Source organism: Synechococcus sp. RS9909 (genome assembly GCF_014279595.1).
Classification (GTDB): Bacteria; Cyanobacteriota; Cyanobacteriia; order PCC-6307; family Cyanobiaceae; genus Synechococcus_C.
Genome location: NZ_CP047943.1, coordinates 1,209,108 through 1,234,860, shown reverse-complemented (window position 1 = coordinate 1,234,860; position 25,753 = coordinate 1,209,108). Strand labels below are relative to the sequence as shown.

The following is a 25,753-nucleotide window of genomic DNA, read 5'->3' as shown; positions in this document are numbered from 1 at the left end:
TTCGGCCTGACTGTACTGAGCCCTGCACGGCGCTCAGACAGCGTTCAAACGTTCTGCAAATCGCGGATGAACTGGCGCTCGCAGAGTTCGCGGTAGCGGCCGCCCCGCTGCATCAACTCATCGTGGCTGCCCTGCTCGCGGATGCGCCCGTGTTCCATCACCACAATCCGATCCGCTTCCTGCACCGTGGCCAGGCGATGGGCAATCACCAGCACCGTGCGACCGCGCATCGCCTGGCGCAAACCCACCTGCACGGCTGCCTCCGCTTCCGCATCAAGGGCGCTGGTGGCCTCATCGAGCAACAGTACCGCCGGGTTGCCGAGCACGGCCCGGGCAATCGCCAACCGCTGCAGCTGCCCCCCCGACACGTTCGTGCCCCGCTCCTCCAAGCGGGTGTTGTACCCCTCCGGTAAGCGCATGATGAAGTCGTGGGCGTTGGCTAACTGCGCCGCCTCCACCAGCTGCTCCTGGCTGGCCTGGCGCCCGAACTGAATCGCCTCAGCGATCGTTCCGGAAAACACACTGCTGCGCTGCGGCACCAGGGCCACCTGCTGCCGCAGCTCCCGGGCCTTCACCTGGGCCAGGTCCTTGCCATCGAGTAACACCCGTCCGCGCTGGGCCGTGTTGAAGCGCAACAACAGCGAAAACAGGGTGCTCTTGCCGGCGCCCGACGGACCCACCAGGGCCACCACCTGCCCCGCCGCCACCTGCAGGCTGAGGTCGTGCAGCACAGGCTGCCCCTCCTGATAGGCAAACTCCACCCGCTCCAGGTCCAGATCACCACGGGGGCGACCCAGCGGCAGGGCTGGCTGGGGGTCGGCCGCTTCGGCGGGTTCCTTCTCGATCGCCCGCAAGCGTCGCAGCGACGCCTGACCCTGCTGAAATTCGTTGTAGTTGGTGGTGAGGTGGGCGATCGGATCGATCAAGACGATCAATCCGGTGAGATAGCTGCTCAACCCCTGGCTGTCGAGATCGCCGCTGCTGATGCGGATCGCCGCCAACACGAGCACAAAGGCGATGCCGAGCACCTCGATCACCCCCACCACCGGATGCTGCAGCGCCACCAGCCGATAGGTGTTGTAGCGCGCTTGCCGATGCTGATCGATCTCCTCTTCAAAGCGACCCTGCAACCACGGTTCCGCCGCAAAGGCCCGCACCAGCGGCAACCCCTCGATCGCTTCACCGAGCAGACCGGCCAGTTCGCTCACCTTCTTCTGACTGCGTTCGGTGGCGGCCATCACCCGGGCACCGAAAAGACTGATCAACCAGGCGATCAGGGGGGCCAGCAACAGGATGGCCAGGGTGAGCTTCCAGTCGAGCCAGAGCATGTATCCGAGCACCGCCACCAGCTGCAGAGCACTGGGGATCGTGTCGTGCAGGGTTTTGTAGATCACCTCACTCACCCGGTCCGCATCCTCGGTGAGGCGATAGGTGAGGTCACCGGCCGACAGCTTCTCGAGCGCACCGAGCTCCACCCGTTGCAACCGCTCAAACAGATCGCGCCGCAGCGCCTGACTCACCTGCAACGCCGGACCGGCCAACAGGGAATCCTGGAGAAACTGGGCCAGTTTCTGCACCAGAAACACCACCAGCACCAGGCCCAGCACGGGCACCACCACCTGGAGGTCACCGGAGCCGAGGGCGGGGATGAACTGCCCCACCAGGTGCATCAGCACCGGCCAGCTACCCACAAACACCGCCATGCTCAGACCACCCCAGAGCAGCCGGCGTCCATGGGGTCGCAGGAGCGGCAACAACCGGCGGAAACCGGCTTCAGAAGGGCTGAGCATCGCGCCACACTATCAATGGCATCCTGTGGACCCAGGCGTGATGAGGCTCGATCAATTCCTCAAATGGCAGGGTTGGGTGGGCACCGGTGGGGAAGCGAAGCTGCGCATCCAGGCGGGGGATGTGTCGGTGAACGGTGCGGTGGAGCAACGGCGGGGGCGGCAGCTGCAGAACGGTGATCGCGTGCAGCTGGGTTTGGAGGTCGCCAGCGTTGAGGAGCCGCTTCAGCCTGGGCCGTAAGTTGGCTGCTGCTGAGCTGCAGAGGACGCAAGCGTGCGCAAACCGGTGATCGCTGGCAACTGGAAGATGCACATGACCTGTGCCCAGGCCAGGGACTGGATGACCGTGTTTCTGCCGCTGATCGCCAACACACCAGAGGATCGCCATCTGGTGGTGGCGCCGCCCTTCACGGCGATCTCCACCCTGGCGGCCATGGGCCAGGGCTCTCGCCTGGAGCTGTCGTCCCAGAACGTGCACTGGGAGGGGGAAGGGGCCTTCACCGGTGAAATCTCCCCCACCATGCTGCTCGAGCACGGCGTTCGATACGCGATCGTGGGCCACAGCGAGCCGCGCAAATACTTCAGCGAAAGCGACGAACAGATCAACCACCGCGGCCGTTCGGCCCAGAGCCATGGCCTGATCCCGATCGTGTGTGTGGGCGAAAGCGATGAGCAGCGCAGCCGCGGTGAAGCGGAGCGGGTGATCCGCCGGCAGGTGGAACAGGGCCTGGAGGGCCTCGATCCCGCCAAGCTGGTGGTGGCCTACGAGCCGATCTGGGCGATCGGGACCGGCAAAACCTGCGAAGCCAGCGAAGCGAACCGGATCTGTGGCCTGATCCGCAGCTGGGTGGGCTCTCCTGATCTGATCATCCAATACGGCGGATCGGTGAAGCCGGGCAACATCGACCAACTGATGGCGATGAGCGACATCGACGGCGTGCTTGTGGGTGGGGCGTCGCTCGATCCGGAAAGCTTTGGCCGGATCGCCAACTACCAGAAGAGCTGAACCATGCAGCGCTGGCCGGCGGGATGGGGCCAACGCACCGGGGTGATGGGGGTGCTCAACCTCACACCCGATTCCTTCAGCGACGGCGGTCAGTTTGATCGACCGGAGCGGGCGCTCGCCAGAGCGGAGCGGATGCTGGCCTCTGGCGCCGATGTGCTCGATCTGGGAGCCCAAAGCACCCGCCCCGGTGCCGTCGAGGTGGGCAGCGAGGAGGAACTGGCCCGGCTCCTGCCGGTGCTTGGCGCCATCCGTCGCAGCCAGCCGGACGCGATTCTGTCGGTGGACACCTTTCACGCCCCGGTCGCAGCCGCCGCCCTGGAGGCCGGTGCCGACTGGATCAATGATGTGAGCGGCGGTACGCGTGATCCGGCGATGCTCCCCTTGATCGCTGCAGCGGGCTGCCCCTATGTGCTGATGCATTCCCGCGGCGACAGCCGCACGATGGATGGCCTCACCGACTACGGCAGCCTTGGTGTGGTGGAGGCAGTGCATCAGGCCCTGCAAAGGGCGACGGAACGGGCCCTGACCTGTGGCGTGCAGCCGCAACAGCTGATCTGGGATCCGGGCCTGGGCTTTGCCAAGACCACCGATCAGAACCTGGCGCTGCTCCGCGGCCTGCCCCGTCTCCGGGATGCGGGCATCCCTTTGCTGGTGGGTCCATCGCGCAAACGCTTCATTGGTGCGGTGCTGGAGGAGCCACGGGCGAAGGCACGCCTGTGGGGAACGGCTGCGGTGGTGGCGCAGTGCGCCTCGGTGGGGGTGGCGATGGTGCGCGTCCATGACGTCGGCCCGATCCGACAGGTAGCGCAAATGGCCGATGCGCTGTGGCGGTAGGACTCAATCCGCCACGAGGATGCGGGGCTTGTGCATCGATTTGGCGCGATACATCGCCGCATCCGCCGCACGGATCAGGCTGTCGGCATCGTCAGCGTGATCGGGCCAGCGGGCCACACCGATGCTGACGGAGATGCGCACCGGTTCAGACAGGCCTGTGATCGCTTCAAACGGCTGCTGAATGGCGTGGTGCAGTTTCCGCGCCAATACCAGCAGACTCTCCATCGATGGGGCGTTCGGCACCAGAACCACAAATTCATCCCCACCCTGCCGGCAGAGGGTGTCACTGTCGCGCAGGCAGTCTTTCAGGCGCCTGGCCAGGGACTGGAGCAGCAAATCGCCGGCGGCGTGGCCATAGCGATCGTTCACCGGTTTGAACGCATTCAGATCCATGAACAACAACCCCACACCACGGTTCTCCCGCCTGGCGAGGGCAAGGCTGCGTTCCAGTTCTTCGGCGAGCAGGGCACGGTTCGCCAGACCGGTGAGCGGATCATGGGTGGCGAGATACTGCATCTGCTCCTGCTGGCGATAACGATCGCTGACATCGCTCAGCAGGCCCACAAAGTTGGCGATCTGGTGGCGAGCATCAAGAACGGCGGTGATGGTGAGTTCATGGCGCATGATCTGACCATTGCGGTGGCGATTCCAGATTTCGCCGCTCCAGTAACAGCGTTGAATGATCGCCGTCCACATCTGCGCATAAAAACTGGTCTCGTGGCGACCGGAGCGCATCAGATTGGTTTTCTGCCCCCGGGCCTCCCGATCGGAATAGCCACTCAGTTGCGTGAAGGCCGGGTTCACCCGCACGATGATGCCGTCGGGATCGGTCACCACGATGCCAATGGGTGACGTGTCAAACACCGTGGTGGCGAGGGCCCGCTCCTTGGCAGCTTCCTGCTCCCGTGCCAGCGCCTTGCGCAGCTCCAGGTGACTGGCGAGCAGGCGCTGACTGATCACGGCCGCCAGGGCGCTGAGACTCATGCCCAGCAATGCCTCGAGCAACAGCCCCTGACTCCATCCGTCCGGATCGATGCTGCGGTGATCGAGTTGCACACCGATCAGCCAGTTGCGCTGGGCCACCATGAGATTGCGCCAGGTGGGATGGGTCAACCGGGCACTGCCGGCAAGATTGCGATTGTCAAAAACAAGATTCCGCTTGATTGTGCGATCGCTGTCGTAAATCACCACCGCAGCGCTCTCCAAGGCCGGCGCCTGCACCGTTGCCAGCGCCCCCTCGATCAGATCGTCGATCCGCAGAGGCGAATAGGCCCAACCCCGGAGTCGCCGTAACCGGTCCTCGCTGGAGGGGAAAACCGCCTCAGGCTGGCGATACACCGCCTGATACAGAAGCGCTCCTACCTGGGGTTGAAGATTGGTTTCCTGCAGCAGGCGCACCGGTCCGCTGAGCACCGGCTCCCCCGTCAGGGCCGCCTGCTGCATCGCATCGCGACGGGTGGATTGGGAATACATGTCGTAGCCCACGGCCCGCTGGTTGCGCCAATCGTTGGGTTGGAGATACACGATCGCCGTGGTGATGTCCCTCGGGCGGAGAGGTTTGATCGTGAAATCCGGTTGCCCCTCCCGGCGAACCTGTTGCTCAAAGGCGGCGATATTGCTGTCCGGCACCACGGCGGCATAGCCGAGGCCCTGGATGCCCTTCAGCGTGGACCCTCGGCCGTTCAGGGTGTCATAAAAAGTGGTGAATTCGGCCAGGCTCACCTGCTCGGAAGCGTTGAACAACCCCACCACCGAGTCGAGCGTCACGATGTTGGTGTGGAGGCGTTCGCTGATTGCCTGGCTGACCTCTTGACTGAGGTCCCGCTCGATCCGCTCATGTTCGAGGCGTTGGAAATCGCGCTGATCCGCACACCAGAGTGCCGTGATGCCCAACCCGAGCGACAGCACAATCCAGGGCAGTAATCCGAGCCTCAAGCGGCCGGGGCCACCCCCTCGATCCGGTCCTCCACTTCCTGATAGAGCTCCTGCAGTTGCTCGATGTTGGCATCGGACGTTTCCCAATAACCACGGCCATGCACTTCCAGCAGGGTGCCAACGATGCGACGGAAGCTATGGGGGTTGAGCTCCATCAACCGCTTGCGCATCTCCGGATCGTTGATGAAGGTCTCGTTGGCTTCCTCATACACGAAATTATCCACCTGGCCTGACGTGGCACTCCAACCCAGGGTGAAGTTGAGACGTTTGGCCACCTCCCGCACACCCTCGTAGCCGGAATTGAGCATGCCCTCATACCACTTGGGATTGAGCAGCTTCGTGCGCGAGTCGAGTCGAATCGTCTCACTGAGAGAGCGCACCTGGGCGTTGGCGGTGGTGGTGTCGGCGATGTAACTCGTGGGAGCCTTGCCGTCGTCCCGCAACCCCTTGATCAGGTTAGTGGGATCGCTATCGAAATAATGGCTCACATCGGTGAGCGAGATCTCAGCGGAATCAAGATTTTGGAAGGTCACATCGGCCGTTTTCATCACCGATTCGAACACCTCACGCTTCTGATTCATCTCGCCGGGGTTATCGGCATTGAAAGCGAAGGTTTTGCGAGAGAGATACATCTCCTGCAGTTCACCCTCCTCTTCCCAGGTGCTGTTCTCCACCGCCAGGTTCACATTGGAGCTGTAGCTGCCGCTGGCATTGGAGAACACACGGCAGGCGGCATCGCGCAGACTGGTGCCTTCCTTCTCGGCCTGCTCCAGCGCGTGCCTGCGCACGAAATTCTGGTCGAGAGGCTCATCAGCTTCTGCTGCCATCTTCACGCCCTGATCGATCAGGGCCATCTGGTTGATGAATAGATCGCGGAACACACCACTGCAATTCACCACCACATCGATGCGGGGTCGGCCCAGCTCCTCCAGGCTGATCAACTCCAGCTTGTTCACCCGGCCGAGGGAATCCGGCACCGGACGCACGCCGATGAACCAGAGGATCTGGGCGAGCGACTCGCCGTAGGTCTTGATGTTATCGGTGCCCCAGAGCACGCAGGCGATCGTTTCCGGCCAGGCACCCTGCTCTTCGCGCTGGCGCTCGATCAGCTTGTCGACCACGCCCTTGGCCGCCGCCACGGCGGCCCGGGTGGGAATGGCCTGGGGATCGAGGGCATGGATGTTCTTGCCACTGGGCAGCACACCGGGATTGCGGATCGGGTCACCACCAGGACCGGGCAGCACGTATTCACCATCGAGGGCCCGCAGCAGGCTCTGCATTTCCATATCGGCACAGACCTGCTCAAGGCAGAAGCGCAGATAGGCGAAGAGCTTGTCGAGCGCCACTGAATCCACACTGGTGAAACCGGCGCTGCAACAGGCACGCAACCAGGGGGTCGGCAACTTGAAGCCGAACTTGGTGAGCCAATCAAGCAACCAGCCGAAGTTGCCGCGCAGATTCACCCGACCATCCAGGCCGGTGAGGGAGCGCACCATCGCGCCGACGGCAGCCCGGGAGGTTTCGGTGATCGTGCGGTTGAGCTCCACATCGGCGAGCACGCCGTCATCGTTACCCCGGTAGATGTCGCCGATCTTGCGGCCGAGTGCCTCCGCCAGCAAACCCGGCAGCGACCGGATCCCCTCCTCTTCGCGCTCCAGGGCGGCGATGTTCACCAGGGTGGCGATCGCTTCCTCTGCCGTGGGTGGCTTGCCGATCGTGTGCAGACCGCAGGGCAGCAGCCGGCTCTCAATCTCCATCAACTGGCGATATACCGCACCCACCACCGCATCGCGGGCCTCAAGATCGAGGCTGGCGGCATCGCCTTCAGGAAGCGCAACGTCCTTGTCAAGATTGCACTGGCGCGCCGTTTCCACGATCGCGTTGACGATCTGCACGCCGCGACCGCCTTCCCGCAGCTGCTGGTAGGAACCAACAAGTTCACCCAGTTCCTTGAGGCCCTTATAAAGGCCGGCATTCTCCGCCGGTGGCGTCAGGTAGCTGATCGTGGAGGCATAACCACGACGTTTGGCGATCGTCGCCTCCGAGGGGTTGTTGGCGGCGTAGTAATAAAGATTGGGCAGGGCGCCGATCAGGGAATCGGGATAGCAGGTTTCACTCATGCCCATCTGCTTGCCGGGCATGAACTCGAGGGAGCCGTGGGTGCCGAAGTGGAGCACCGCATCTGCCTTCCAGATCTTCTCCAGATAGGTGTAGTAGGCAGCAAAACCATGATGGGGGCTGGCACTGCGCGAATACAGCAAGCGCATCGGATCGCCCTCGTAGCCGAAGGTGGGTTGCACGCCAACGAACACGTTGCCGAAGTGGCGGCCGTAGATCAGCAGGTTCTGGCCGTCGCTGTTGAGATTGCCGGGGGGCTTGCCCCAGTTCTCTTCGAGACGCTCGGAGTACGGCGTGAGTCGTTCGTACTCCTCCACACTCATGCGATGGGCAATCGATAATTCCGGTGCGCCCTGCAGGGCTTCGGGATCGTTGATCACCGCCTCCATCAAGGTTTTGGCATCGCGCGGCAGGTTCTGCACGTCGTAGCCCTTCGCCTTCATCTCCTCCAGGACGCGATGGATGGAGCCGAACACGTCGAGATAGGCGGCCGTTCCCACGTTGCCCTTATCGGGCGGGAAGCTGAACACGGTGATCGCCAGCTTCTTCTCAGCGCGGGGCTTGATCCGCAGCGACGACCAGCGGATCGCCCGCTCTGCGATCGCATCGACCCGATCCTGGAGGGTGTGGGCCTTGCCGGTGGCGTCATCACGGCCGGAGAGCACAATCGGTTCAATCGCACCATCCAGCTCAGGGATCGCGATCTGCAACGCCACCTGCACGGGGTGCAGGCCGAGGTCGCTGTCTTCCCATTCCTGGGTGGTCTGGAACACCAGGGGCAACGCCACCATGTAGGGGCGGTTCAGGCGCTTGAGCGCATCAATCGCCTTGGGGTGATCCTGTCGAGCCGGACCGCCCACGAGGGCAAAACCGGTGAGCGACACCACCCCGTCCACCAGGGGCTGATCCGGATTGAGCGGGTCGTAGAAGAAGGTGTTGACCGGCTTGGAGAAATCGAGGCCGCCGCAGAAGATCGGAATCACGCGGGCACCGCGGAATTCCAGCTCCTGCACCACGGCCACGTAATGGGCATCGTCCCCGGTGACGATGTGGCTGCGCTGCAGCACCAGACCGATCACGGGTCCCTTGCGGGCCGCCTCACTCAGGTCGCTGCGGCTGGCTGTCCAGTTGAGGTACTCCTTGAGGTCCTCAAACATCGAGGGAGCCAGCGGATGCCAGATCCCCAGATCGGGGAACACTTCGGGGTCGGCCACCACCAGCTCCGGGCGCTCCGCCCCAGCCGACGGCGGGAACACGTATTTATCCGCCAGCATCAGCAGGAAATTGCGCAGATTGTCGGGAGTGCCGCCCAGCCAGTACTGGAAACTGAGCATGAAGCTGCGCGCATCCTGCGCCTTTTCCACCGGCAAATACTTGAGAACGGTGGGCAGCGTGTTGAGGAGCTTGAGCATGGCGTCCTGGAACCCGGCGCCACCCGACTCCTTCCGCTTCTTCATGAAGCCGGCAATGGCGCTCTTGCTCTGGCCGAGCTGGGCCATTGAGAAGCTCCCCAGCTTGTTGAGGCGCATCACCTCCGGCATGGAGGGGAACACCACCGCGGCCTTGAGCCGATCCCGATGGGGGGCCACCGCCTCCACCACCTTCTGCGCCAGATCCTCGATGAAGATCAGCGAGGCGATGAACACATCCGCCTGGGCCACATCGGCCTGGAAATCGGCGTAGTTGTCGGGGTCGCGCAGTTCCTCGATCAGATAGCCGCTCAGTTCGAGCCCCAAGGGACCATTCTGGGCATTGAGGCTCTGGGCGGCCTGGGTGAGCGCGTTCTGGTATTGGGGTTCAAGCACCACATACACAGCCTTCATCACCGCTTGATGGCTGTTGTTCTCGGCAGGAGCAATCCGGCGGTCGGAGGAGCGAACCTGCGTGAACATCGGCGTGGTTTGAGCAATGTGAAGAAGCCTACGGGCGTTCGTGTTCTTGCTGCGAGGGTTGAGGCCCTGGTGTTACAGAGCCGCCCGGCCCCATAGGCTCTTGCCAGCCAGTCCAACGCGATGACAACCGCAACAGCCAACCCGATTCCCGTGGTGGTGGTGGGTGCCCTGGGGCGGATGGGCGCTGAGGTGGTGAAAACCGTGCAGGCCTCCGCCGATTGCCGGCTCGCAGGTGCCGTCGACACCACCAGCGGCAAGGAGGGCGTCGATGTGGGTGAAGCGCTGGGTCTGGGCAGCCTGGAGGTGGCAGTCACCGCCGATCTGGAGGGTTGCCTCTGTGCCGTGAGCCAGGAGGTGCGTCAGGCGGGCCCGGGGCAGGGGGCCGTGATGGTGGATTTCACCCACCCCTCTGTGGTCTATGACCACACCCGCGCAGCGATTGCTTATGGGGTGCATCCGGTGATCGGCACCACCGGCCTCTCCCCAGAGCAACTGAAGGAGCTGCAGTTATTCGCCGAGAAGGCCTCGATGGGCGGGGCGGTGATCCCCAACTTCTCGGTGGGCATGGTGCTGCTGCAACAGGCCGCAGCGGCGGCGGCCCGCTTCTACGACCACGCCGAGCTCACGGAACTGCACCACAACCGCAAGGCCGATGCCCCCAGCGGCACCTGCATCAAAACCGCAGAACTGATGGAGGAGCTGGGCAAACGCTTCAATCCCAGCGAGGTGGAGGAGCACGAATCGCTGCAGGGCAGTCGTGGTGGCCTGCGTCCCAGCGGCCTGCGCCTGCATTCCCTGCGCCTGCCCGGGTTGGTGGCCCATCAGGAAGTGATGTTCGGAGCCCCCGGCGAGACCTACACCCTCCGCCACGACACGATCGATCGCTCCGCCTACATGCCCGGCGTGCTGCTCAGCGTGCGGCGCGTGCGCCAACTCGACGGGCTGGTGTACGGCCTGGAACGGCTGCTTTGAACTGAGCTGTCCACACCTGCGATCCGGTCATGCTGATTCCCCTACGTCCTGGTGAGCTGCAGCGGCTGATCCCTGCGGTGGCCACCAGCAACCAGTTCACCGCTGCCCTGGGCAACCCACGCAAAATCCTGCAGCGGGTGCTGATTTCCACCATCGGCGGCGTCATCACCCTGTTGATCAGCCAGACCCTGTCCTTCAATCGCTGGGGCTCGGTGTGGCTGGTGGCGGGAGTGGCCCTGCTGCTCTACATCCTCTGGGGGCCGATTCTGGAGGCGGGACAGCGCAATGCGACCCTGCGCCGCTATCCGGCAGCCGCCCTGTTCGATGGCGAGGTGGCTGAGGCCTACACCCGCGAACGGGTGGAGAACCGCCGCGAACAGGCCGATCAAAACGGCGACCTGGAGCTGGTGGAACAACGGCGCACCTGGATGGTGCTGGAACTGGCGGATGAGGACGGCTATCTGGGCCGACTCAGTTTTCCGATGCAGAAGAAATACGCCAGCATTCGCGCTGGAGCGCGGCTGCGCTGCCTGGTGCTCAGCGACCGCAAGGATTTCTCCCGCGTGGCTGCCCTCAGTGATGCCTGGCTGCCGGGCCTGCGCCTCTGGGTGGGGGAGTATCCCTATCTGCTGCGGCCCGCATTCGAAGAGCTCTGCCAACTCCGCTTGTCACGAGCGCGAAAAATTTCTTAACAACGGGTTACACTTCAGGGAGACGCCACGAGAACCATGACCCAATCCACTCCCTCTTCTGCTCCCACCATCCGCGGTGCCACCGTCACCACCGAAGACGGCGGTCGCCTCAACGCCTTCGCCACCGAGCCCCGCATGGAAGTGGTGGCTCCGGAAAGCGGCTGGGGCTTCCATGAGCGCGCCGAGAAGCTCAACGGCCGCATGGCCATGCTCGGCTTCATCGCCCTGCTCGCCACCGAATTCGCCCTCGGCGGTGAAGCCTTCACCCACGGCCTGCTCGGCCTCGGCTGATCAGCCGCAATGGCAGGGGCATGTGATGCAGACTCATTGCAGCCCCTGGCCCTTCCCCTGGTCACCCAGCCCCTCACCGACGTCAGCCGCACCCAGGACGCGCTCCTGCGGGTGACGATCGCCGGGGCCGGACCCACCGGGGCTCTTCTTGCCCTCGGGCTGGCTCGACGCCAGTGCTCGGTGATCCTTCAGGATCCCCTGAGCCAGGACCAGATCCTGGCACGCAGTCGCGCCTATGCCCTCACCCATTCCTCGCGGCGCCTGTTGGAGCGCCTCGGTCTCTGGGGACCGCTGTCGGAGCATCTGATCCCATTCCAGGCCCTGCGGCTTGAGGACCAGGAGCTGCATCGGGTCGTGATGTTCGGCCCTGACGATCTGAACGGTGCCAACCGTGGCATTGCTGCGATCGGCTGGATCCTCGACCACCAGCCCTTGATGACGTTGCTGTTCGATCGCTTGCGCAGCGAAGCCGCTGTGGAGCTGAGGCTGGCCAGTCAGGGTTCGCCAGAGGCCGCCAGCAGCAGGCCTGATCTTGAAATCGCCTGCGACGGCCCGGGCTCAGCCCACCGCAAGCAGTGGCAGCTGCCGTTCTGGAGCCTGCCCTACAACCAGGGCTGTCTCACCCTGAAGGTGCGTCTGCGCGATCCAGAGCCGCGACTGGCCTACGAACTGTTCCGGGCCGAAGGTCCCCTGGCGGTGTTGCCCCTCGGTGATCGCACTTTCCAGATCGTCTGGAGTGCTCCGTTGGCGCGATGCCAAGAGCGAGCCTCCTTAACCGGACCACGCTTGCTCGATCAACTCGCGAGCGTGCTTCCGGCCGGGCTTGAGGTCGAAGCCCTCCTGGATCAGCCCAGCGCTGTGACCCTCCAGCTGAGCCTGGCCCCGCGCTTGCATCAGGGGCATCGCCTGCTGGTGGGGGAAGCGGGCCACCGTTGCCATCCCGTCGGCGGCCAGGGGCTCAATCTCTGCTGGCGTGATGTGGCCACCCTGCTCGATCTGCTGGAACACCACGCGTCTGCAGCCGTGTCCCCCGGCCGGATCGCCCGCCGTTACAGCCGACGCCGCTTGCCGGATCTGATCCTGGTGGGCCTGGCCACCGATGCCCTGGTGCGTCTGTTCTCAAACCGCCAGCCCCTGCTCCTCGGTCTGCGCCGCATCGCCCTCGCCCTGCTCCAACGTTCGCCAAGCCTGCGGCGATTGGCCTTAGCAGCGATGACCGATGGGCCCTTGCCCCATCACCTTTGACCCTGCAGCGATGACATTCGGGCGACGGCCACCAGACTGAGGCCATCAACCCGTGCCGCCATGGTGCTCAGCACGCAGCCCCAACCAAAACCGCCAGCGGAGCTGCTCGCGTTTCTGCAACAGAAACTGGGCCTGAGCGATAACGCTCTGGAGTTGGGCCTGCGCCAGGCGGAGCTGGAGCAAGCACCCCTGCCGATCGTGCTCTGGAGTTTCGGCCTGCTCAACCTCCTGCAATACCAGGAGGTCCTGGAGTGGCAGCGGCGCCTGGGTCAGCTGTAGATGATCAGGGATTCCACCGGGGTCTGATCGGGCAGGCGACGGCGTCCATCCAGACCAGCCAGCTCCACAACAAAGCCGCAGCCCACCAACTGACCGCCGGCCTGTTGCACGAGGCTGGCGGTGGCGCTGGCTGTGCCGCCGGTGGCGAGCAGGTCATCCACAATCAACACCCGTGCCCCGTCCCGCAGGGCATCGGCATGCATTTCAAGGCGATCGCTGCCATATTCCAGCGAGTAGTCGATCGCAATCACCTCACCGGGCAATTTGCCCGGCTTGCGCACCGGCACGAAACCCAGTTTCCGATCGGTGGCGAGGGCGGTGCCCACGATGAAGCCCCGGGATTCGATCCCCACGATCAGATCCGGCTGCAACTGGTCGCACACACCACCGAGGCGCCGCATCACCTCCGACCATCCCGCCGGGTCCCGCAGCAGGGGGCTGATGTCCCGAAACAGAATTCCAGGTTTAGGAAAATCGGGAATGTCCCGGATGAGCTGGCGAAGATCCAAGGAGAGGTGACGTAAAGGCCAGAGCCCTGTCATCATCGCAGCCATGACGAACGCCACCGCCGAGCTGAGCAGACGGGGATTTGAACGTCTTGATCTGTTGCTGCTCACCGTTGAAGCCCTCGACCTCAATGGCGGTGAAGCCATGCTCTGGGCCACCCAGCAGCTGGGGTTCTCGGAGTTGTTTCCCAACCGGGTGGAACTGTGGAAGCGCCGCTGCCACAACCCCCTGCGTCGATCGACGCGCCGCGGTGTGGTGAGTGGTGCTGAAACCGAAGCGCTGATCCGGCTGCTCTGCGCCATGGCCGATCGGCTCTACCCCCTGTTGCATCAACTGCTGTCAAGCCGCGAGCCGGAGGCACTCAGCCAACAGCGCTGGGATCTGCTCGATCAGCGCCTGCGTGATCTGGTGGCCGAACGCATGAACCCGCGCCGCGGCGCCGTGCAGCGGATGCTGGATCCGGAGCAGTCCCGACCGCTGCAGAAACAACTGGTGCTCACCCTGGCCCTCGCCGCCGGCAGTGGCGGTGTTGATCGTCTGCGCGCCAGCCTTCTCGATCCGACTCCCTGACGTCATGCTCAAACTCACCTATCGCTATGACCAGTCGGCAGTGCGCCTGGTGGTGGAGGGTCTGCCCGATTTCTCCTCCGATCAGGGCAGCGGTGTGATCGGCATCCTCTCCACCTGGCGCCTCCAACTGGTGGGAGCACCGGAACTGGAGGGCAAACGGGAGCATCTCGAAGCCCTGCTCCAGGTGGTGACCGCCTACAGCCGGCACCTGCTCTCCGGCGTCGCCCGCCGCTTCGGTGCCGAGCAGGATCCGGTGAGCATCGGCCCCAACGCCACGGGGCATCAACTGCAACTGCGCAGCAGCCAACCTGGGGTGGAACCGCTCACGATCCAGCTCGATGATGCTGAACTGGCCGACCTGATGCGCTGCCTTGATGCGCTGCGGCTCGATCCCAATGTGCAGGTGGCCTGGCCCAGCCCCAGCCTCCAACCCCTGGCCCGCCGCGACCTCAGCGAATCGATTCCCGCAGGTCGACGCTTCGGCGCCCCCCTGTTGGGCGCTTCGGCGCTGGCGCTCGTGGCCGTGGTGGCGGTGATGGTGCCGGTGCAGCCCCCCAGCGCACCGCCCGCAGCCGAGCAGGCGGTTAAGGAAGCGTTGACGAACGCACCCTGAGGAAGAGAATTGGGGTCGTCGCCGGACCCTGCCATGGCATCCAGCTGGTCAGATCTGAGGCGACGGGTGGCGCGCATCGGTGCGGCACTGGATGTGGTGGTGCGCAGTGACCCTGAAGTGTGCGGACTCAGCGGCTCCGGCTATCACCTCACCCTGCATCACAGCGGCTACGGCGACTGCACGGTCGGTGATCTGACCTTGATCGATTGCCCCAACGAACTGGTGGTGCTGGAATTTGAACGCTGGATGCGCGGCGCCGGGCACCCTTTGGTGGTATGAAGCAGCGTCGTCCTAGACCGATCCAAACCCTCAGTGGCCAACGCAAGGTGTTCGCCAAGGGGTCTCGGCCACGGCAGCGTGCCCCCTGGCGTCAGGGTCTGGAGGGTCTGCTGCTGCTGGCGCTCGGAGTGGGCCTGCTCGCGTTCCTGAGCTGGTTGCCTCAGCGCATCGATGCCCTGGTGGTGGTGAGTGAAGCGATTGCCGATCTGATCCGTGGCCTCAGCCAGTTGCTCGAGGCCCTGCTCGGGATCGGAGCCGTGCTGCTGCTCGCCGCGCTGCTCCTTGTGAGCCTGATCGCCCTGGTGAGCGGCAGTGTGCGCATTCTCCGGGCCTTCAGTCAGGCCCTGAAGCCAACGACGAAGCGCAGCGGACTGCAGCGCTAGCCGCAGCGAATCACGGTTGGGGGCGAGGGGCAAGGGCGCGCTGCAACATCCAGAGCTCTTCCAGGGTGAGGACGCCGTCTTGATTGAGATCAAGGCTCTGGAAGTGACGCGCCAACCAGGGCAGCCGGCGCACCTCCTGACGATCGAGCCGGCCATCGCCATTGCGATCGGCCTGACGGAAGCGGCGTTGCAGCCGTTGACCGCTGGGCGCACTTGCCGGACCGCGCAGATGCTCCATACGCAGAAAACCGGGCGAATCCCGGCGCAGCAGCCGGCGCTCCAGATAGGGATGGCCGCGCACTTCATGCAAGTCCAGCCGGCCATCACGATTGGCATCCATGCGCACGAACAGAGCCTCCATCCGGCGGCCATAGGCGCGAACGCCATCGGGTGCGGCCGAAGCGGCGGTGGGGCACAGCGCCAGACCGACAGCCAGGAAGGTGGCGGAAACACGCGTCATGACGCCACCCTATGGACGACCGCCAGCCCGGTCATGTCTGATCCGCAACCGAGAGCCCGCGAGCTGTGACAGGGTCCGATTCCTGCGGACAGGTGGGGCCGGTCTCCATACGATCAAGGCCGAGTGATGGCGGCCGCGGCGATGACACGCACCACGATGATCTGGGTGGTGGATGATGATCCTGAGCTGCGCCAGATGGTGGGCACTTACCTGATCGATCAGGGCTACGAGGTGCGTTGCCTCAGCGATGTGAAGCAATTCGAAGCTCGCCTCGACTTCCAGCGCCCCGACCTGGTGGTGCTCGATCTGATGATGCCCGGCGATGACGGCCTCACGGCGCTGCGCCGGCTGCGGGATGCCGACGACGACCTGCCAGTGGTGATGCTCACCGCCAAAGGCGATGGGATCGATCGGATTATCGGCCTTGAGCAGGGGGCTGACGACTACCTGGCCAAGCCGTTCCTGCCCCGGGAGCTCTCCGCCCGCATCGAAGCGGTGTTGCGCCGCCGCACCGCCATGCCCGCCGGCACTCCCCTGGCGGAGGGTGGATCGATCCAGTTCGGCGACAACGAACTCGATCTCGCCGCGCGCACCCTGTGCAAGGACGGCCAGGCCACGGTGATCACCAGCGGTGAGTTCAGCCTCCTGGCCGCCTTTGTGCAACATCCCCATCGCCCCCTCTCCCGCGATCGCCTGATCGAGCTGGCCCGCGGACCGGGCTGCGACACCGACACCCGCAGCATGGATGTGCAGGTGTCGCGGGTGCGCAAGCTGGTGGAGCCCGATCCCAGCCGCCCCCGCTACATCCAGACGGTGTGGGGCTACGGCTATGTGTTCGTTCCCGACGGCACGCCCCGGTCGCGATGAAACGTCGAGCCAGCTGGGGCCCTCGCCTGGCCAGGGGCCTGGGCTGGGGCGGGCTGGCGCTGGCGAGCTGGGGCCTCTGCCTGCTCGTGCTGCAGGGCCTGTTCGGCCGGCAGATCGAAACGCTGCAAACGGTGCAGCTGGCGCGCGAGCTGGCCTTGAACGTGCGTCTCACCGAACTGGCACTGGAGCGCTACCCGCCTGATCTGGTCAGTGAACTCACCGGCCTCGATCTGGCGGTGCGTCCACGACCACCCGCAACGCCAGCGCCCGCGCTGGCGTTGCAGCGCCAGGCGGAAGCCCTGCAACAACAACTCTGTCAGCGGCTGGCCCACTGCCCGATGGTGCAGGCCAGCGCCCGGGGCCGGGTGGTGTGGATCGAGCTGATCTCCCCGTTGGAGCCGGTGTGGTTGCGGTTGCAACTGCGCTCAGCGATGGCCTGGCCCCCCGAGCCCACCCTGCTGGGGCTGTCGTTGGTGGGGGCCGCGGTGATCTCGGGGGGGCTGTTTCTGCTGCTGGAGGTGGAGCGACCGCTGAGGGGCCTGGAAAAGGCCCTGCGCCGAGTGGGCGATGGGGAAGACCCGGCGGCGGTGCCGGCCCGCGGCGCACCGGAGGTGCAACGGCTCACCCATCGGTTCAATGCGATGGTGCGGCGACTGGCAGCGAATCGCCAGGAAAGGGCGACGATGCTGGCGGGGATTGCCCATGATTTGCGGGCACCGATCACCCGCCTGCAATTTCGGCTCTCCCTGCCCGAGCTCAATGCCGATGAGCGTGAGCGCTGCGCCAACGATCTGCAGGCCCTGGAACGGATCACCGGGCAGTTTCTGCTCTTTGCCGGTGGCAACGATGCGGAGGAACCGGTGGATCTCCCCCTCGATCAGCTGCTGGCGGAGGTGTCGAGCAGCCATTCCTCGGAGTTGCTGCGTCTGGATCTCGAGCCGGTGCAGATCGTGGTGCGACCGGTCGCCCTCAGTCGCGCCGTGGCCAACCTGATCGACAATGCCTTCACCTACGGCGAGCCACCGGTGGTGTTGCGCCTGCGACGGCAACCGCAGCACTGCACCGTTGAGGTGTGGGACCAGGGCGCCGGCATGGCCTCCCATCAATGGGAGCGGGCACTGCAACCGTTTCAGCGGCTCGATGAAGCCCGAGGCCAGCAGGGACACTGCGGCTTGGGCCTGGCGATCGTTGCCCATGTGGCCCAGCTCCACGGCGGCTCACTGCACCAGCTGCATGGCGAGCCGCCAACGGCTCCAGGGCGGTTCGGCATCGCCCTTGCGCTGCCCTGCCCGGGCAATGGTTGAGAAAAGCTTTGCTCTGCGGCGTCCTGGCAACGGATCGCGGCACCAATGGGGAGGGCAGCCTCGCGCACGATGGCCAAAGACAAACACAAGCACAACAAGGTGAAGGGCAAGCTGCCCGACACCGTGCTCGAGGTCCTCGATGGCAGCGAAGGCGACATCGACCATCCATCCGAGCTGCTCGATGACCTGCTGGAAGGTCGCAACCACAACGGTGATCGGCTCAACAAGAAGCTCTACGAGTCGGAGCTGGTGCGTCTCCAGACCGATCTGGTCAAGATGCAGTACTGGATCAAGGCGACGGGGTATCGAATGATCGTGCTCTTCGAGGGGCGCGACGCAGCGGGCAAGGGCGGCACGATCAAACGGTTGACCGAGCCGATGAACCCCAGGGGTTGTCGGGTGGTGGCCCTGGGCACCCCCTCGGATCAACAGAAAACCCAGTGGTATTTCCAGCGCTATGTGGAGCATTTCCCCAGCGCCGGCGAAATCGTGGTATTCGACCGCAGCTGGTACAACCGCGCCGGTGTGGAGCGGGTGATGGGCTTCTGCAGCGACGACCAGGTCGATCAGTTCATGGAGGCGTGCCCTCAGTTCGAGCGGATGATCGTGCGCAGCGGCATTCTGCTGCTCAAGTACTGGTTCTCCGTGAGCGACAAGGAGCAGGAAGCACGATTTCAGTCGCGGATCGATGACCCGACCCGGCGCTGGAAGCTGAGCCCGATGGATCTGGAAGCGCGCAATCGCTGGGTGGAATTCTCACGAGCGAAAGACGCAATGTTCGCCCACACCAACATCCCGGAAGCCCCCTGGTTCACCGTGGAGGCCGATGACAAGCGGCGGGCCCGGCTCAACTGTCTGCGCCATGTGCTCAGCAAGGTGCCCTGGGACGACATGACACCGCCGGCGATCGAGCTGCCCCCCCGCCCGGAGCAGGGGGACTACGTGCGGCCGCCGATCAATGAACAGTTCTTCGTGCCGAATGCATACCCCTACGCATAATCCAGCTTTTTCGTGCCGATCAGCCATGCAGCTGGGCAAACCAGAAACCGGCCAGCTGCCAGGAGCTCCAGAGGAAGATCGCCAGGAACAGCCAGTTCAGCCAGGCAGGGCGTTGGTCGTTGCGGAACACCAGTCAGCGTTGCGAAGGGAGATGCCGGCGCCACCGGCACGCTTGAGATCATGCATCCCCTCCAGCTGTCTGTACACCGCCTTCAACTGACGCTGGATGTGGTCGGTGTGGGGCAGACCGCTGAGGGTGCGGATCGCCTCCTCGAGATGTTGCTTGGCATCAATCAAAAGACGGCAATCGGTGCTGCCGGGTTCGTAGGGCATGGCGGATCAGTCGGTACCTCCATTCACTCAGCCAGCGAGGGCCGATGCTGTGCGATTGCACACCGTTGGCGGTAACGCTTGGATCATGGCGCCAGGCGCTCGGCTGCAGCGGTCTGCTCCCGTTGGTCCCAGGGCCGCGTGATCCCTCCCGGCACGCTCCACACCCCGAGCCGTTGTGCCGCCGCCTCCTGCTGCCAGCGGGCGTAGGGGAGGTCGTCGCAGCGGCCCAGAAAACCGTCGTAGGCAAACACGCGCCCTTGGCGCAGCAAGGTTGAGGCCAGATCCTTTCCGTTGCGCTGCAGCGTGCCCACCAGGCGCCCATACACATCGCGCGCTCGCAGCTGGAATTGCCAACGGCTGCCCACCGGGGCCTCCCGGGCAAGAACATCTTTCGCCTGCTCGGCCCAGGGTTGCTGCTGGGGCCTGGGGGCCTGCAAACAGCTGAGGCGCAGGGTGCGGCCCTGGCCATCAATCTCCACCAACAGCTCCTGGCCGTTGTTCACCGCCAGAACCTGAACGGGTTGCAGGCGGGCGGCGGCCTGCGACTGAGCCAACGCTGCAGGGCTGACGGCGCACACCGAAAGCCCGAACGTCACCACGATCGCTTGCCTGGCTTGCCTCACAGCAACGCGCTCAACGCACGAACAGCATCTCGCGATAGGAGGGCAGCGGCCAGCGATCGTCATCAACCCTGGCTTCCAGGCCATCCACCGCCTCCCGGAGCTGGGCGAGGCGGGGCAGGATCACCTGGGCGCAGTGGTGCATCGAGGCGGCGGTGTCGCCGTGGTGCAGTGGATCCAGCTCGCCCTCCAGGGCCAGGCTGTGGTCGTCCATCTGTCGCTGCAGGTCACTGAGCTGGTGCAGACGGCGCTGATCGGGCTGGAGGCCAAGGGCGTGCTGCTGCTGAAGGCTGCGCGCCAGGCTGCTGATCTGCTTGTCCACGGCGGGGCTGATCTGGGTGCGCACCATCGCAAGGGCCACGCGGGCCTCCACCTCGATGGCCAACACATACTGCTCGCCATACACCTCATAACGACTCTCCAGTTCCACCGGGCTGATCACCGCCTGGCGCTGGAAGAGATCGCGCACGTCATCGCGACGGAGCACGGGCAAGGCCTCCGCCGTGTTGCGGAGGTTCTCCAATCCGCGTTGCTCCGTCGCTTCCCGGTGCCAGGCGTCGGCGTAACCATCGCCCCCGAACACAGCCGCACCATGCAGGTCCATCACCTGCTTGAGCACGGCGCCAGCAGCCTGTTCCAGCGTCTGACCTGAAGCCATCTCCGCCTCCAGGCGATCGCTGATCCACTCAAGGGAATCGGCGAGCACCGTGTTCATCGCCACCAACGGGCCGGCGACCGACTGGCCGGAGCCGACGGCGCGGAACTCGAAACGGTTGCCGGTGAAGGCAAAGGGCGAGGTGCGGTTGCGGTCTCCGGCGTCTTTGGGGAATTCGGGCAGGGTGTCGACCCCCAAGCGCATCACACCGCCACTGGCGCTGCCGGTGACTTCGCCACGCTGAATCTGCTGGAACACCTGCTCCAGTTGCTGACCGAGATACACGGAGATGATCGCCGGTGGCGCTTCGTTCGCCCCGAGGCGGTGATCATTGCCGGCGGTGGCCACCACAGCGCGCAGCAGGGGACCGTGACGATGCACGCCGCGGATCACCGCGGCGCAGAAGAGCAGGAACTGCAGATTGTCGTGTGGGGTATGCCCCGGATCGAGCAGATTGCCCTGGGTGCTGTTGCCCACCGACCAGTTCACATGCTTGCCGGAGCCATTGATGCCGGCAAAGGGTTTCTCATGCAGCAGGCAGGTGAAACCATGGCGTTTGGCCGTGCCTTTGAGCACGGTCATGATCAGCTGCTGGTGGTCGGTGGCCACATTCGCCGCTTCATGCACGGGAGCGATCTCGAACTGCCCCGGCGCCACTTCGTTGTGGCGGGTCTTGGCCGGAATGCCGAGGCGGTAGAGCTGCTGCTCCACGTCTTGCATGAACACCTGCACCCGCTCCGGAATCGCTCCGAAATAGTGATCATCAAATTGCTGCCCCTTCGGTGAAGGCGCCCCGAAAAGGGTGCGCCCGGCGAGGAGAAGATCGGGCCGCAGCGTCGCGAACTGGGTATCCACAAGGAAATACTCCTGTTCAGCGCCACAGGAGCTGTTCACCGGAGCCACCTCCTGGTTGCCCAGAATGCGGAGCAGCCGCTGGGCCTGCCGGTTCATCGCGGCGTTGGAGCGCAGCAGGGGCGTCTTCTTGTCGAGCGCTTCACCGGTCCAGCTCACGAACACGGTGGGAATACACAGGGTCACCCCGTTCGGAGTGCGCATCAGATAGGCCGGGCTGGTGATGTCCCAGGCGGTGTAGCCGCGGGCTTCAAAGGTGGAGCGAATGCCACCGTTGGGGAACGAGGATCCATCCGGTTCGCCCTGCACCAGCAACTTGCCGGAGAATTCATGGATGGCATCGCCATCACCCTGGGGGCTGATGAAGCCGTCGTGCTTCTCCGCGGTGGAATTGGTGAGCGGATAGAACACATGGGCGTAGTAATGGGCGCCCTGGGCCACGGCCCAATCCTTCATCGCCTGAGCCACCACATCGGCCACCTCGAGGTCGAGCTTGCCGCCATCGCGAATCACCTTGCGGACCGCCTTGTAGGCCTCTTTGGGCAAGGCATTCTTCATCCGCCCCAGGGTGAACACATCACTGGCCCAGATCTTCGCCAGCGGTGGTGTGGCCTCACAAGCCAGCGGCTGTCGCTGCTGGATGGCCTGCAAAGCGGCAAGACGGGCGGGATGGGGCATGGTGCAGGCGAAGCCGCTGAGGCGGGCCGGGGATCAGAAACTCAAGCTACGTGGGCGCTGACTGGAGTTAACGTTCAAGCTCAAGTCGGAACGACTTGATGCACCAGGCCTGTTGGTGCTCCAGGCCTGGCAGGGTTCCCTCTTCATCCATTGCCAACGCCCGGTCAAGGGCTGCAACCACAGTGAAAAGCACCATGGAGGATGCCCGCCTGTTCTTTCCGGCCACCGAACGCAATCGGGAGCCGATCGCCGCCTTACTAAAAGCCTGGCTCCCCGATGGCGCCGTGGTGCTGGAAGTGGCCAGTGGCAGCGGCGAGCACGCCCTCTGGTTCAAGCGGCAGCTCCCAGGCATCCACTGGCAGACGAGCGATCCAGATCCGGCCCATCGACGCAGCATCAGCGCCTGGATTCGCCATCCACCGGGCATGCCAGACCTGCCAGCACCGCTGGCACTCGATGTGGAATCCCGCCCCTGGCCGCTTCCCCAACGGCTGGAGCAGCACCTGGATGCCGTGGTGGCGATCAATCTGATCCACATCGCCCCCTGGAGCTGCTGCCAGGCCCTGATTGAGGAAGCGGCTGCTCGGCTCAGCGCCGGCGGCGCCCTGATCCTCTATGGCCCCTTCCGTCGCGGCGGGCAACACACCAGTGACAGCAATGCCGCGTTTGATCAATCCCTGCGGGCCCGCAATCCCCGCTGGGGCGTGCGCGAGCTGGAGGCCGTCGAGCAACTCGCCAGCAACTCGGGGCTGACGCTGGAGCAGCTCCAAACGATGCCCGCCAACAACCTCTGCCTGCTGTTCCGCCGCTGAAGGCGAGCCTCACAGCAACCCCGCAGTTGCCCCGGAGTGACTCCAGAGTTACTCTCAGGTCACTCACCAGGGCCCAACAGCTGCCGGCATGAAGGCCGTTCCCCGCGAAAACCAGGTGAAGCTCACAGTGTCGGTGCCGCCGAGCCTGCATGTGCTGCTGCGCAGCTGGGCCCAGTGCGAGGGCCGCGAGCTCACCAGCGTGGTGCTCCAGTGCGTGGAACTGTCCGTGCGTCAGCTCAAAAGCAGCGGCGCCATTCCCTCCGGCGCCATTCGCAATTACGAGCTGGCCTGCGAGGAGCGGCTCGCTGCCGGTGGAGGCATGCCGTCATGAGTGGGGCCAACCTTGCCGTGATCGAACAGGCCCTGCAGGCCCCGGTGATGGATGCGGTGATCGCCGTCACCGAGCGCTACCAGTTTCTCGAAGAGCATCAGGGCGCCAGGGTGTTCACCGCCTATCGCGCGGTCGACCATGTGCTCCACGTGGGCTTCACGGCGGATCTGAATCAAGAGCTCCGCGACGACCTGGAGCAGCGAGGGTTTGCCCTGCTGGCGGAACGGGAAGGCACCCGGCGCGAGCATCGCCTGCTGCTGCTCACTCTGGGGGAGATCGGCTTCAAGGCGTCCTACAGCCACGACTACTTCGCCGCCTCTCGGGTGCTGGTGCGCCACCTCCGCAACCTGGGCTGGCCGCTTGGAACCCTGAGTCAGCTCTGAGCCCTACGCTGAAACCACCCTGCCGAGCTGCCGTGCGAGACCTGCTGCCGCTGGCGTTCCTGGCCCTGCTTCTGTTGGGATTCCCCGCCGCACGCGCCCAGGACCCTGACCTCGCCCCGGCGGATCCGATCAACTGCGAAACCTTCAGTTCCGGCTTCACAACGCCGGATGGCTGCATCGATGGAAGCCAGCCCAGCTCCGGTCCCATCCCGGCGGATCAATGGCAAGTCGGCGAGGATGGTGTCTGGCCCGATGAAGGCTTCGAACCAGGATTCCTGCTCTACTGAGCAGAATCAGAAAAAAACGGAGAGGGTGTCCGTGTGCAGCGGACCGGATCGACTGCTATGGGATGGCTTGGGACGATGGGTGCCTCCGTCTGTACCGTCTTTTATACCGTCATTCACGGTCTGTGATGGATGGACGGAATTCGAGGCTCCAGATTGCAGTGGGACCTGCTTGAGACCCGGACCGGAGTGCTCAGGGGAAACGGCTGAGCCGGTACTGGCTGAGGCTGTAAGCAGATCCGCAGCCAGACTGACGATCAGCATCGCTGGATTGACCCATAAGGCGTGATCACGCGAGAGGAAGGGTCTGAGGAGAACCCTTTCATGGGCGACCGATTGATCATCTCTGACAACCGCGAGGACCCGGGCAACCCGCTGGTGCTTGACGGTGAGGCCATTGACGCAGCGGCACGGGACCCGCTGGCGATCGGCAAGCTGATGGTGGATCAGATCTGGGCAGAGGGGACCGACCCCACCGGTGGAGGCCTGTACTACGAGCGCAACAGCAACCAGCACCGCCGGCTGCAGGTCTTTGAAACAGGCAGCGAGGACTTCATGACCGGCGGCTGGGTGCGGGTGCTGGCCAGCGCCGAGCAGGTCCGCAAGGAGCGTCCTGGTATGGAGCGTGCTGCCAAGGCGGGACTGGTGAGGATCCATGGCACCCACCGAGGCGTGCTGCTGGTGGGGTTCCTGGACGTTCCCTGGGGCCCTGGGGCTGAGCAACCGCCGCAGGGCTCCGTTCGGATTCGTTGAGCGCACCTCCCGGTGCGACAGCGGCCGTCCTTCAGCATGCCACGGCTACGCCGTGGCGTGCAGCGGCCAGCCGCCGCCGCCCTCCGCTCCGGGGCTGATGTGTGGGTGGAGGGCATGGCGGCTCTCCCGCAGCTGCGGTGGCCGGGGCTTCGTCCGCCTCGAGGCGGCTTGGGTGAAGCCGTAGGTTGCCTCGCGCGGCTGCGCGGCCAGCTGGGCATTTAGTGCTGAATCTGGTGGCCTTGCTTATCAGCTTTCAATGCTGCCGGCTGATCAGTTTGCCAGGCGTCAATCCATTGCGCTGCAGCCACTCTGCTCGATTCTTAGTGCATTTGAACTGCTAGAATAAGGTTAGCGCCAAAGGCCCCGAGCCCATCGCCTGCGGCAATGAAATCCCGAGACAACCTGCTCCGTTCGTTTGCTTTGTAGGTCATGAATTCACACCCTTCTGTGGTGGCTCAAGCCGCTGCATTGGGCCCCCATGCGGTTCTGCAGCTGCTGGCGCCGGCGGTGATCACCCCGTTGCCGCCCGCTCCTGCTGGTCGGGTGCTTGTTGCTGGTGGTGGCAGGGATCTCCTCTGGTCGGCCGATCAGATCGCCGCTGCCCTGGTGGCCCGCACCGGCGGCCAGCTCGTCCATGAGCTGCTCCATGGCGGGGCCCGTGGCGCCGATCGCGCCATTGGCCGTGCCGCCCGTCAGCTGGGCTGGCCCGTCGAGGTGCTACCAGCCGATTGGCGCCGCCATGGCCGTGCGGCCGGGCCGATCCGCAATCGCGAGCTGCTCGAGCTGGCGATCAGCCGGGCCGTAGCCCTCACCTCCGCCGCCGCCCCGGTCTCGGTGCTGGTGGTGGCCTTCCCCGGTGGTGCCGGTACCGCCTCGCTGGTGCAGCAGGCCCGGCGCATGGCCGCCAGTTCTCCGGTGCCGATCGCCGTGGCCCAGATCAGCCAGGCACCTGCTCTCCCTTGATCTCAGCGGCACGGCCGCATCCTCCGCTCGCCAATCCCATCGCCGTCCTTCCCATG

Annotated in this window: 29 protein-coding genes; 21 read left to right on the top strand and 8 right to left on the bottom strand. The window is 64.7% G+C overall.

Going from position 1 to position 25,753, the window contains the following annotated elements; genetic code table 11:
* Positions 1 to 44: 44 nt before the first annotated feature.
* Positions 45 to 1,790 carry an ABC transporter ATP-binding protein gene (locus SynRS9909_RS06120; protein ID WP_007102665.1) on the bottom strand — a complete coding sequence of 582 codons (1,746 nt, stop codon included), beginning with the start codon at positions 1,788 to 1,790 and terminating at the stop codon, positions 45 to 47.
* 40 nt (positions 1,791 to 1,830) lie between these two features.
* Between SynRS9909_RS06120 and SynRS9909_RS06115 the strand changes: the two genes are divergently transcribed.
* Genes SynRS9909_RS06115 through folP form a run of 3 tightly spaced genes read left to right on the top strand, consistent with a single transcriptional unit; the run spans position 1,831 to position 3,627 of the window.
* Entirely contained in the window at positions 1,831 to 2,028 is a 198-nt protein-coding gene (locus SynRS9909_RS06115) for an RNA-binding S4 domain-containing protein (RefSeq protein ID WP_007102666.1), read from the top strand.
* A gap of 33 nt (positions 2,029 to 2,061) precedes the next feature.
* Positions 2,062 to 2,793 carry a triose-phosphate isomerase gene (tpiA, locus tag SynRS9909_RS06110; RefSeq protein ID WP_007102667.1) on the top strand — a complete coding sequence of 244 codons (732 nt, stop codon included), beginning with the start codon at positions 2,062 to 2,064 and terminating at the stop codon, positions 2,791 to 2,793.
* A 3-nt stretch (positions 2,794 to 2,796) separates the two neighbouring features.
* The gene (gene folP / locus SynRS9909_RS06105; RefSeq protein ID WP_007102668.1) at positions 2,797 to 3,627 is read left to right on the top strand and encodes a dihydropteroate synthase; all 831 of its coding nucleotides are present in this window, start codon (positions 2,797 to 2,799) and stop codon (positions 3,625 to 3,627) included.
* 3 nt (positions 3,628 to 3,630) lie between these two features.
* On the opposite strand, the gene SynRS9909_RS06100 is transcribed toward folP, so the two are convergent.
* The gene (locus SynRS9909_RS06100) at positions 3,631 to 5,562 is read right to left on the bottom strand and encodes a CHASE domain-containing protein (RefSeq protein WP_007102669.1); all 1,932 of its coding nucleotides are present in this window, start codon (positions 5,560 to 5,562) and stop codon (positions 3,631 to 3,633) included.
* Positions 5,559 to 9,572 (bottom strand): magnesium chelatase subunit H, encoded by a 4,014-nt coding sequence (locus SynRS9909_RS06095; protein ID WP_007102670.1) that lies wholly within the window; start codon positions 9,570 to 9,572, stop codon positions 5,559 to 5,561. Before SynRS9909_RS06095 ends, SynRS9909_RS06100 begins: the two co-directional genes overlap by 4 nt.
* A 120-nt stretch (positions 9,573 to 9,692) precedes the next feature.
* Here SynRS9909_RS06095 and dapB point away from each other — a divergent pair, with 120 nt between their 5' ends.
* The 5 genes from dapB to SynRS9909_RS06070 are packed head-to-tail and all read left to right on the top strand — an operon-like array spanning position 9,693 to position 13,051.
* A complete protein-coding gene (gene dapB, locus SynRS9909_RS06090; RefSeq protein ID WP_007102671.1) occupies positions 9,693 to 10,544 on the top strand; it encodes a 4-hydroxy-tetrahydrodipicolinate reductase in 852 nt (283 codons plus the stop codon).
* A 29-nt stretch (positions 10,545 to 10,573) separates the two neighbouring features.
* Positions 10,574 to 11,236 carry a hypothetical protein gene (locus SynRS9909_RS06085; RefSeq protein ID WP_007102672.1) on the top strand — a complete coding sequence of 221 codons (663 nt, stop codon included), beginning with the start codon at positions 10,574 to 10,576 and terminating at the stop codon, positions 11,234 to 11,236.
* Positions 11,237 to 11,272: 36 nt separating this feature from the next.
* A complete protein-coding gene (locus SynRS9909_RS06080; RefSeq protein WP_007102673.1) occupies positions 11,273 to 11,527 on the top strand; it encodes a hypothetical protein in 255 nt (84 codons plus the stop codon).
* A 9-nt stretch (positions 11,528 to 11,536) separates the two neighbouring features.
* Positions 11,537 to 12,772: an FAD-dependent monooxygenase gene (locus tag SynRS9909_RS06075; protein WP_083774498.1), complete on the top strand. Its 1,236-nt coding sequence runs from the start codon at positions 11,537 to 11,539 to the stop codon at positions 12,770 to 12,772.
* 60 nt (positions 12,773 to 12,832) lie between these two features.
* Positions 12,833 to 13,051: a DUF2949 domain-containing protein gene (locus SynRS9909_RS06070; protein ID WP_007102675.1), complete on the top strand. Its 219-nt coding sequence runs from the start codon at positions 12,833 to 12,835 to the stop codon at positions 13,049 to 13,051.
* Here SynRS9909_RS06070 and SynRS9909_RS06065 read toward each other — a convergent pair.
* The gene (locus SynRS9909_RS06065) at positions 13,042 to 13,593 is read right to left on the bottom strand and encodes an adenine phosphoribosyltransferase (RefSeq protein ID WP_370587897.1); all 552 of its coding nucleotides are present in this window, start codon (positions 13,591 to 13,593) and stop codon (positions 13,042 to 13,044) included. The genes SynRS9909_RS06070 and SynRS9909_RS06065 overlap by 10 nt on opposite strands.
* 10 nt (positions 13,594 to 13,603) lie before the next feature.
* Here SynRS9909_RS06065 and SynRS9909_RS06060 point away from each other — a divergent pair, with 10 nt between their 5' ends.
* The 4 genes from SynRS9909_RS06060 to SynRS9909_RS06045 are packed head-to-tail and all read left to right on the top strand — an operon-like array spanning position 13,604 to position 15,403.
* Positions 13,604 to 14,128 carry a DUF3038 domain-containing protein gene (locus SynRS9909_RS06060; RefSeq protein ID WP_007102677.1) on the top strand — a complete coding sequence of 175 codons (525 nt, stop codon included), beginning with the start codon at positions 13,604 to 13,606 and terminating at the stop codon, positions 14,126 to 14,128.
* Positions 14,129 to 14,132: 4 nt separating this feature from the next.
* On the top strand, positions 14,133 to 14,741 hold the full coding sequence (locus SynRS9909_RS06055; protein WP_007102678.1) for a DUF4335 domain-containing protein: 609 nt from the start codon (positions 14,133 to 14,135) through the stop codon (positions 14,739 to 14,741).
* A gap of 33 nt (positions 14,742 to 14,774) precedes the next feature.
* Positions 14,775 to 15,020 (top strand): hypothetical protein, encoded by a 246-nt coding sequence (locus SynRS9909_RS06050; protein WP_007102679.1) that lies wholly within the window; start codon positions 14,775 to 14,777, stop codon positions 15,018 to 15,020.
* On the top strand, positions 15,017 to 15,403 hold the full coding sequence (locus SynRS9909_RS06045) for a hypothetical protein (RefSeq protein ID WP_007102680.1): 387 nt from the start codon (positions 15,017 to 15,019) through the stop codon (positions 15,401 to 15,403). Before SynRS9909_RS06050 ends, SynRS9909_RS06045 begins: the two co-directional genes overlap by 4 nt.
* Positions 15,404 to 15,413: 10 nt before the next feature.
* On the opposite strand, the gene SynRS9909_RS06040 is transcribed toward SynRS9909_RS06045, so the two are convergent.
* A complete protein-coding gene (locus SynRS9909_RS06040) occupies positions 15,414 to 15,863 on the bottom strand; it encodes an EF-hand domain-containing protein (RefSeq protein ID WP_186593826.1) in 450 nt (149 codons plus the stop codon).
* Between the two features lie 141 nt (positions 15,864 to 16,004).
* Here SynRS9909_RS06040 and SynRS9909_RS06035 point away from each other — a divergent pair, with 141 nt between their 5' ends.
* From SynRS9909_RS06035 to ppk2, 3 genes are all read left to right on the top strand, one after another.
* The gene (locus SynRS9909_RS06035) at positions 16,005 to 16,730 is read left to right on the top strand and encodes a response regulator (RefSeq protein ID WP_186593825.1); all 726 of its coding nucleotides are present in this window, start codon (positions 16,005 to 16,007) and stop codon (positions 16,728 to 16,730) included.
* Positions 16,727 to 18,034 (top strand): ATP-binding protein, encoded by a 1,308-nt coding sequence (locus SynRS9909_RS06030; RefSeq protein WP_007102684.1) that lies wholly within the window; start codon positions 16,727 to 16,729, stop codon positions 18,032 to 18,034. The genes SynRS9909_RS06035 and SynRS9909_RS06030 overlap by 4 nt, the downstream gene beginning before the upstream one ends.
* A gap of 69 nt (positions 18,035 to 18,103) precedes the next feature.
* Positions 18,104 to 19,033: a polyphosphate kinase 2 gene (gene ppk2 / locus SynRS9909_RS06025; protein WP_186593824.1), complete on the top strand. Its 930-nt coding sequence runs from the start codon at positions 18,104 to 18,106 to the stop codon at positions 19,031 to 19,033.
* Positions 19,034 to 19,129: 96 nt separating this feature from the next.
* On the opposite strand, the gene SynRS9909_RS06020 is transcribed toward ppk2, so the two are convergent.
* The 3 genes from SynRS9909_RS06020 to SynRS9909_RS06010 all read right to left on the bottom strand — a co-directional run bounded on the left by SynRS9909_RS06020 (position 19,130) and on the right by SynRS9909_RS06010 (position 22,171).
* The gene (locus SynRS9909_RS06020; RefSeq protein WP_007102687.1) at positions 19,130 to 19,366 is read right to left on the bottom strand and encodes a hypothetical protein; all 237 of its coding nucleotides are present in this window, start codon (positions 19,364 to 19,366) and stop codon (positions 19,130 to 19,132) included.
* A gap of 83 nt (positions 19,367 to 19,449) precedes the next feature.
* Positions 19,450 to 19,920 carry a thermonuclease family protein gene (locus SynRS9909_RS06015; RefSeq protein WP_007102688.1) on the bottom strand — a complete coding sequence of 157 codons (471 nt, stop codon included), beginning with the start codon at positions 19,918 to 19,920 and terminating at the stop codon, positions 19,450 to 19,452.
* A 79-nt stretch (positions 19,921 to 19,999) separates the two neighbouring features.
* Entirely contained in the window at positions 20,000 to 22,171 is a 2,172-nt protein-coding gene (locus SynRS9909_RS06010) for a glutamine synthetase III (RefSeq protein ID WP_007102689.1), read from the bottom strand.
* A gap of 194 nt (positions 22,172 to 22,365) precedes the next feature.
* On the opposite strand from SynRS9909_RS06010, the gene SynRS9909_RS06005 reads away from it, so the two are divergent.
* The 6 genes from SynRS9909_RS06005 to SynRS9909_RS05980 all read left to right on the top strand — a co-directional run bounded on the left by SynRS9909_RS06005 (position 22,366) and on the right by SynRS9909_RS05980 (position 25,697).
* Positions 22,366 to 22,983 (top strand): DUF938 domain-containing protein, encoded by a 618-nt coding sequence (locus tag SynRS9909_RS06005; protein WP_007102691.1) that lies wholly within the window; start codon positions 22,366 to 22,368, stop codon positions 22,981 to 22,983.
* Positions 22,984 to 23,071: 88 nt separating this feature from the next.
* A complete protein-coding gene (locus SynRS9909_RS06000) occupies positions 23,072 to 23,314 on the top strand; it encodes a hypothetical protein (RefSeq protein ID WP_007102692.1) in 243 nt (80 codons plus the stop codon).
* The gene (locus tag SynRS9909_RS05995; protein ID WP_007102693.1) at positions 23,311 to 23,697 is read left to right on the top strand and encodes a hypothetical protein; all 387 of its coding nucleotides are present in this window, start codon (positions 23,311 to 23,313) and stop codon (positions 23,695 to 23,697) included. Before SynRS9909_RS06000 ends, SynRS9909_RS05995 begins: the two co-directional genes overlap by 4 nt.
* 32 nt (positions 23,698 to 23,729) lie before the next feature.
* The gene (locus tag SynRS9909_RS05990) at positions 23,730 to 23,984 is read left to right on the top strand and encodes a hypothetical protein (RefSeq protein WP_007102694.1); all 255 of its coding nucleotides are present in this window, start codon (positions 23,730 to 23,732) and stop codon (positions 23,982 to 23,984) included.
* 321 nt (positions 23,985 to 24,305) lie between these two features.
* Positions 24,306 to 24,734: a hypothetical protein gene (locus tag SynRS9909_RS05985; protein WP_007102695.1), complete on the top strand. Its 429-nt coding sequence runs from the start codon at positions 24,306 to 24,308 to the stop codon at positions 24,732 to 24,734.
* 450 nt (positions 24,735 to 25,184) lie between these two features.
* Positions 25,185 to 25,697, top strand: a complete 513-nt coding sequence (locus SynRS9909_RS05980) for an SLOG family protein (RefSeq protein ID WP_255479245.1) — start codon at positions 25,185 to 25,187, stop codon at positions 25,695 to 25,697.
* Positions 25,698 to 25,753: the final 56 nt, after the last annotated feature.

Excerpts from the sequence above, each read along its gene's own strand:
- SynRS9909_RS06045 (WP_007102680.1), top strand. The coding sequence starts at position 15,017 with ATGAAGCAGCGTCGTCCTAGACCGATCCAAACCCTCAGTGGCCAACGC.
- SynRS9909_RS06010 (WP_007102689.1), bottom strand. The coding sequence starts at position 22,171 with ATGCCCCATCCCGCCCGTCTTGCCGCTTTGCAGGCCATCCAGCAGCGA.
- SynRS9909_RS06075 (WP_083774498.1), top strand. The coding sequence starts at position 11,537 with ATGGCAGGGGCATGTGATGCAGACTCATTGCAGCCCCTGGCCCTTCCC.
- SynRS9909_RS06055 (WP_007102678.1), top strand. The coding sequence starts at position 14,133 with ATGCTCAAACTCACCTATCGCTATGACCAGTCGGCAGTGCGCCTGGTG.
- SynRS9909_RS06000 (WP_007102692.1), top strand. The coding sequence starts at position 23,072 with ATGAAGGCCGTTCCCCGCGAAAACCAGGTGAAGCTCACAGTGTCGGTG.
- SynRS9909_RS06035 (WP_186593825.1), top strand. The coding sequence starts at position 16,005 with ATGACACGCACCACGATGATCTGGGTGGTGGATGATGATCCTGAGCTG.
- SynRS9909_RS05985 (WP_007102695.1), top strand. The coding sequence starts at position 24,306 with ATGGGCGACCGATTGATCATCTCTGACAACCGCGAGGACCCGGGCAAC.
- SynRS9909_RS06030 (WP_007102684.1), top strand. The coding sequence starts at position 16,727 with ATGAAACGTCGAGCCAGCTGGGGCCCTCGCCTGGCCAGGGGCCTGGGC.
- SynRS9909_RS06060 (WP_007102677.1), top strand. The coding sequence starts at position 13,604 with ATGACGAACGCCACCGCCGAGCTGAGCAGACGGGGATTTGAACGTCTT.
- SynRS9909_RS06120 (WP_007102665.1), bottom strand. The coding sequence starts at position 1,790 with ATGCTCAGCCCTTCTGAAGCCGGTTTCCGCCGGTTGTTGCCGCTCCTG.
- SynRS9909_RS06020 (WP_007102687.1), bottom strand. The coding sequence starts at position 19,366 with ATGCCCTACGAACCCGGCAGCACCGATTGCCGTCTTTTGATTGATGCC.
- SynRS9909_RS06065 (WP_370587897.1), bottom strand. The coding sequence starts at position 13,593 with ATGACAGGGCTCTGGCCTTTACGTCACCTCTCCTTGGATCTTCGCCAG.
- ppk2 (WP_186593824.1), top strand. The coding sequence starts at position 18,104 with ATGGCCAAAGACAAACACAAGCACAACAAGGTGAAGGGCAAGCTGCCC.
- folP (WP_007102668.1), top strand. The coding sequence starts at position 2,797 with ATGCAGCGCTGGCCGGCGGGATGGGGCCAACGCACCGGGGTGATGGGG.
- SynRS9909_RS05995 (WP_007102693.1), top strand. The coding sequence starts at position 23,311 with ATGAGTGGGGCCAACCTTGCCGTGATCGAACAGGCCCTGCAGGCCCCG.
- SynRS9909_RS06115 (WP_007102666.1), top strand. The coding sequence starts at position 1,831 with ATGAGGCTCGATCAATTCCTCAAATGGCAGGGTTGGGTGGGCACCGGT.
- SynRS9909_RS06040 (WP_186593826.1), bottom strand. The coding sequence starts at position 15,863 with ATGACGCGTGTTTCCGCCACCTTCCTGGCTGTCGGTCTGGCGCTGTGC.
- SynRS9909_RS06085 (WP_007102672.1), top strand. The coding sequence starts at position 10,574 with ATGCTGATTCCCCTACGTCCTGGTGAGCTGCAGCGGCTGATCCCTGCG.
- SynRS9909_RS06005 (WP_007102691.1), top strand. The coding sequence starts at position 22,366 with ATGGAGGATGCCCGCCTGTTCTTTCCGGCCACCGAACGCAATCGGGAG.
- dapB (WP_007102671.1), top strand. The coding sequence starts at position 9,693 with ATGACAACCGCAACAGCCAACCCGATTCCCGTGGTGGTGGTGGGTGCC.
- SynRS9909_RS06070 (WP_007102675.1), top strand. The coding sequence starts at position 12,833 with ATGGTGCTCAGCACGCAGCCCCAACCAAAACCGCCAGCGGAGCTGCTC.
- SynRS9909_RS06050 (WP_007102679.1), top strand. The coding sequence starts at position 14,775 with ATGGCATCCAGCTGGTCAGATCTGAGGCGACGGGTGGCGCGCATCGGT.
- SynRS9909_RS06080 (WP_007102673.1), top strand. The coding sequence starts at position 11,273 with ATGACCCAATCCACTCCCTCTTCTGCTCCCACCATCCGCGGTGCCACC.
- SynRS9909_RS06095 (WP_007102670.1), bottom strand. The coding sequence starts at position 9,572 with ATGTTCACGCAGGTTCGCTCCTCCGACCGCCGGATTGCTCCTGCCGAG.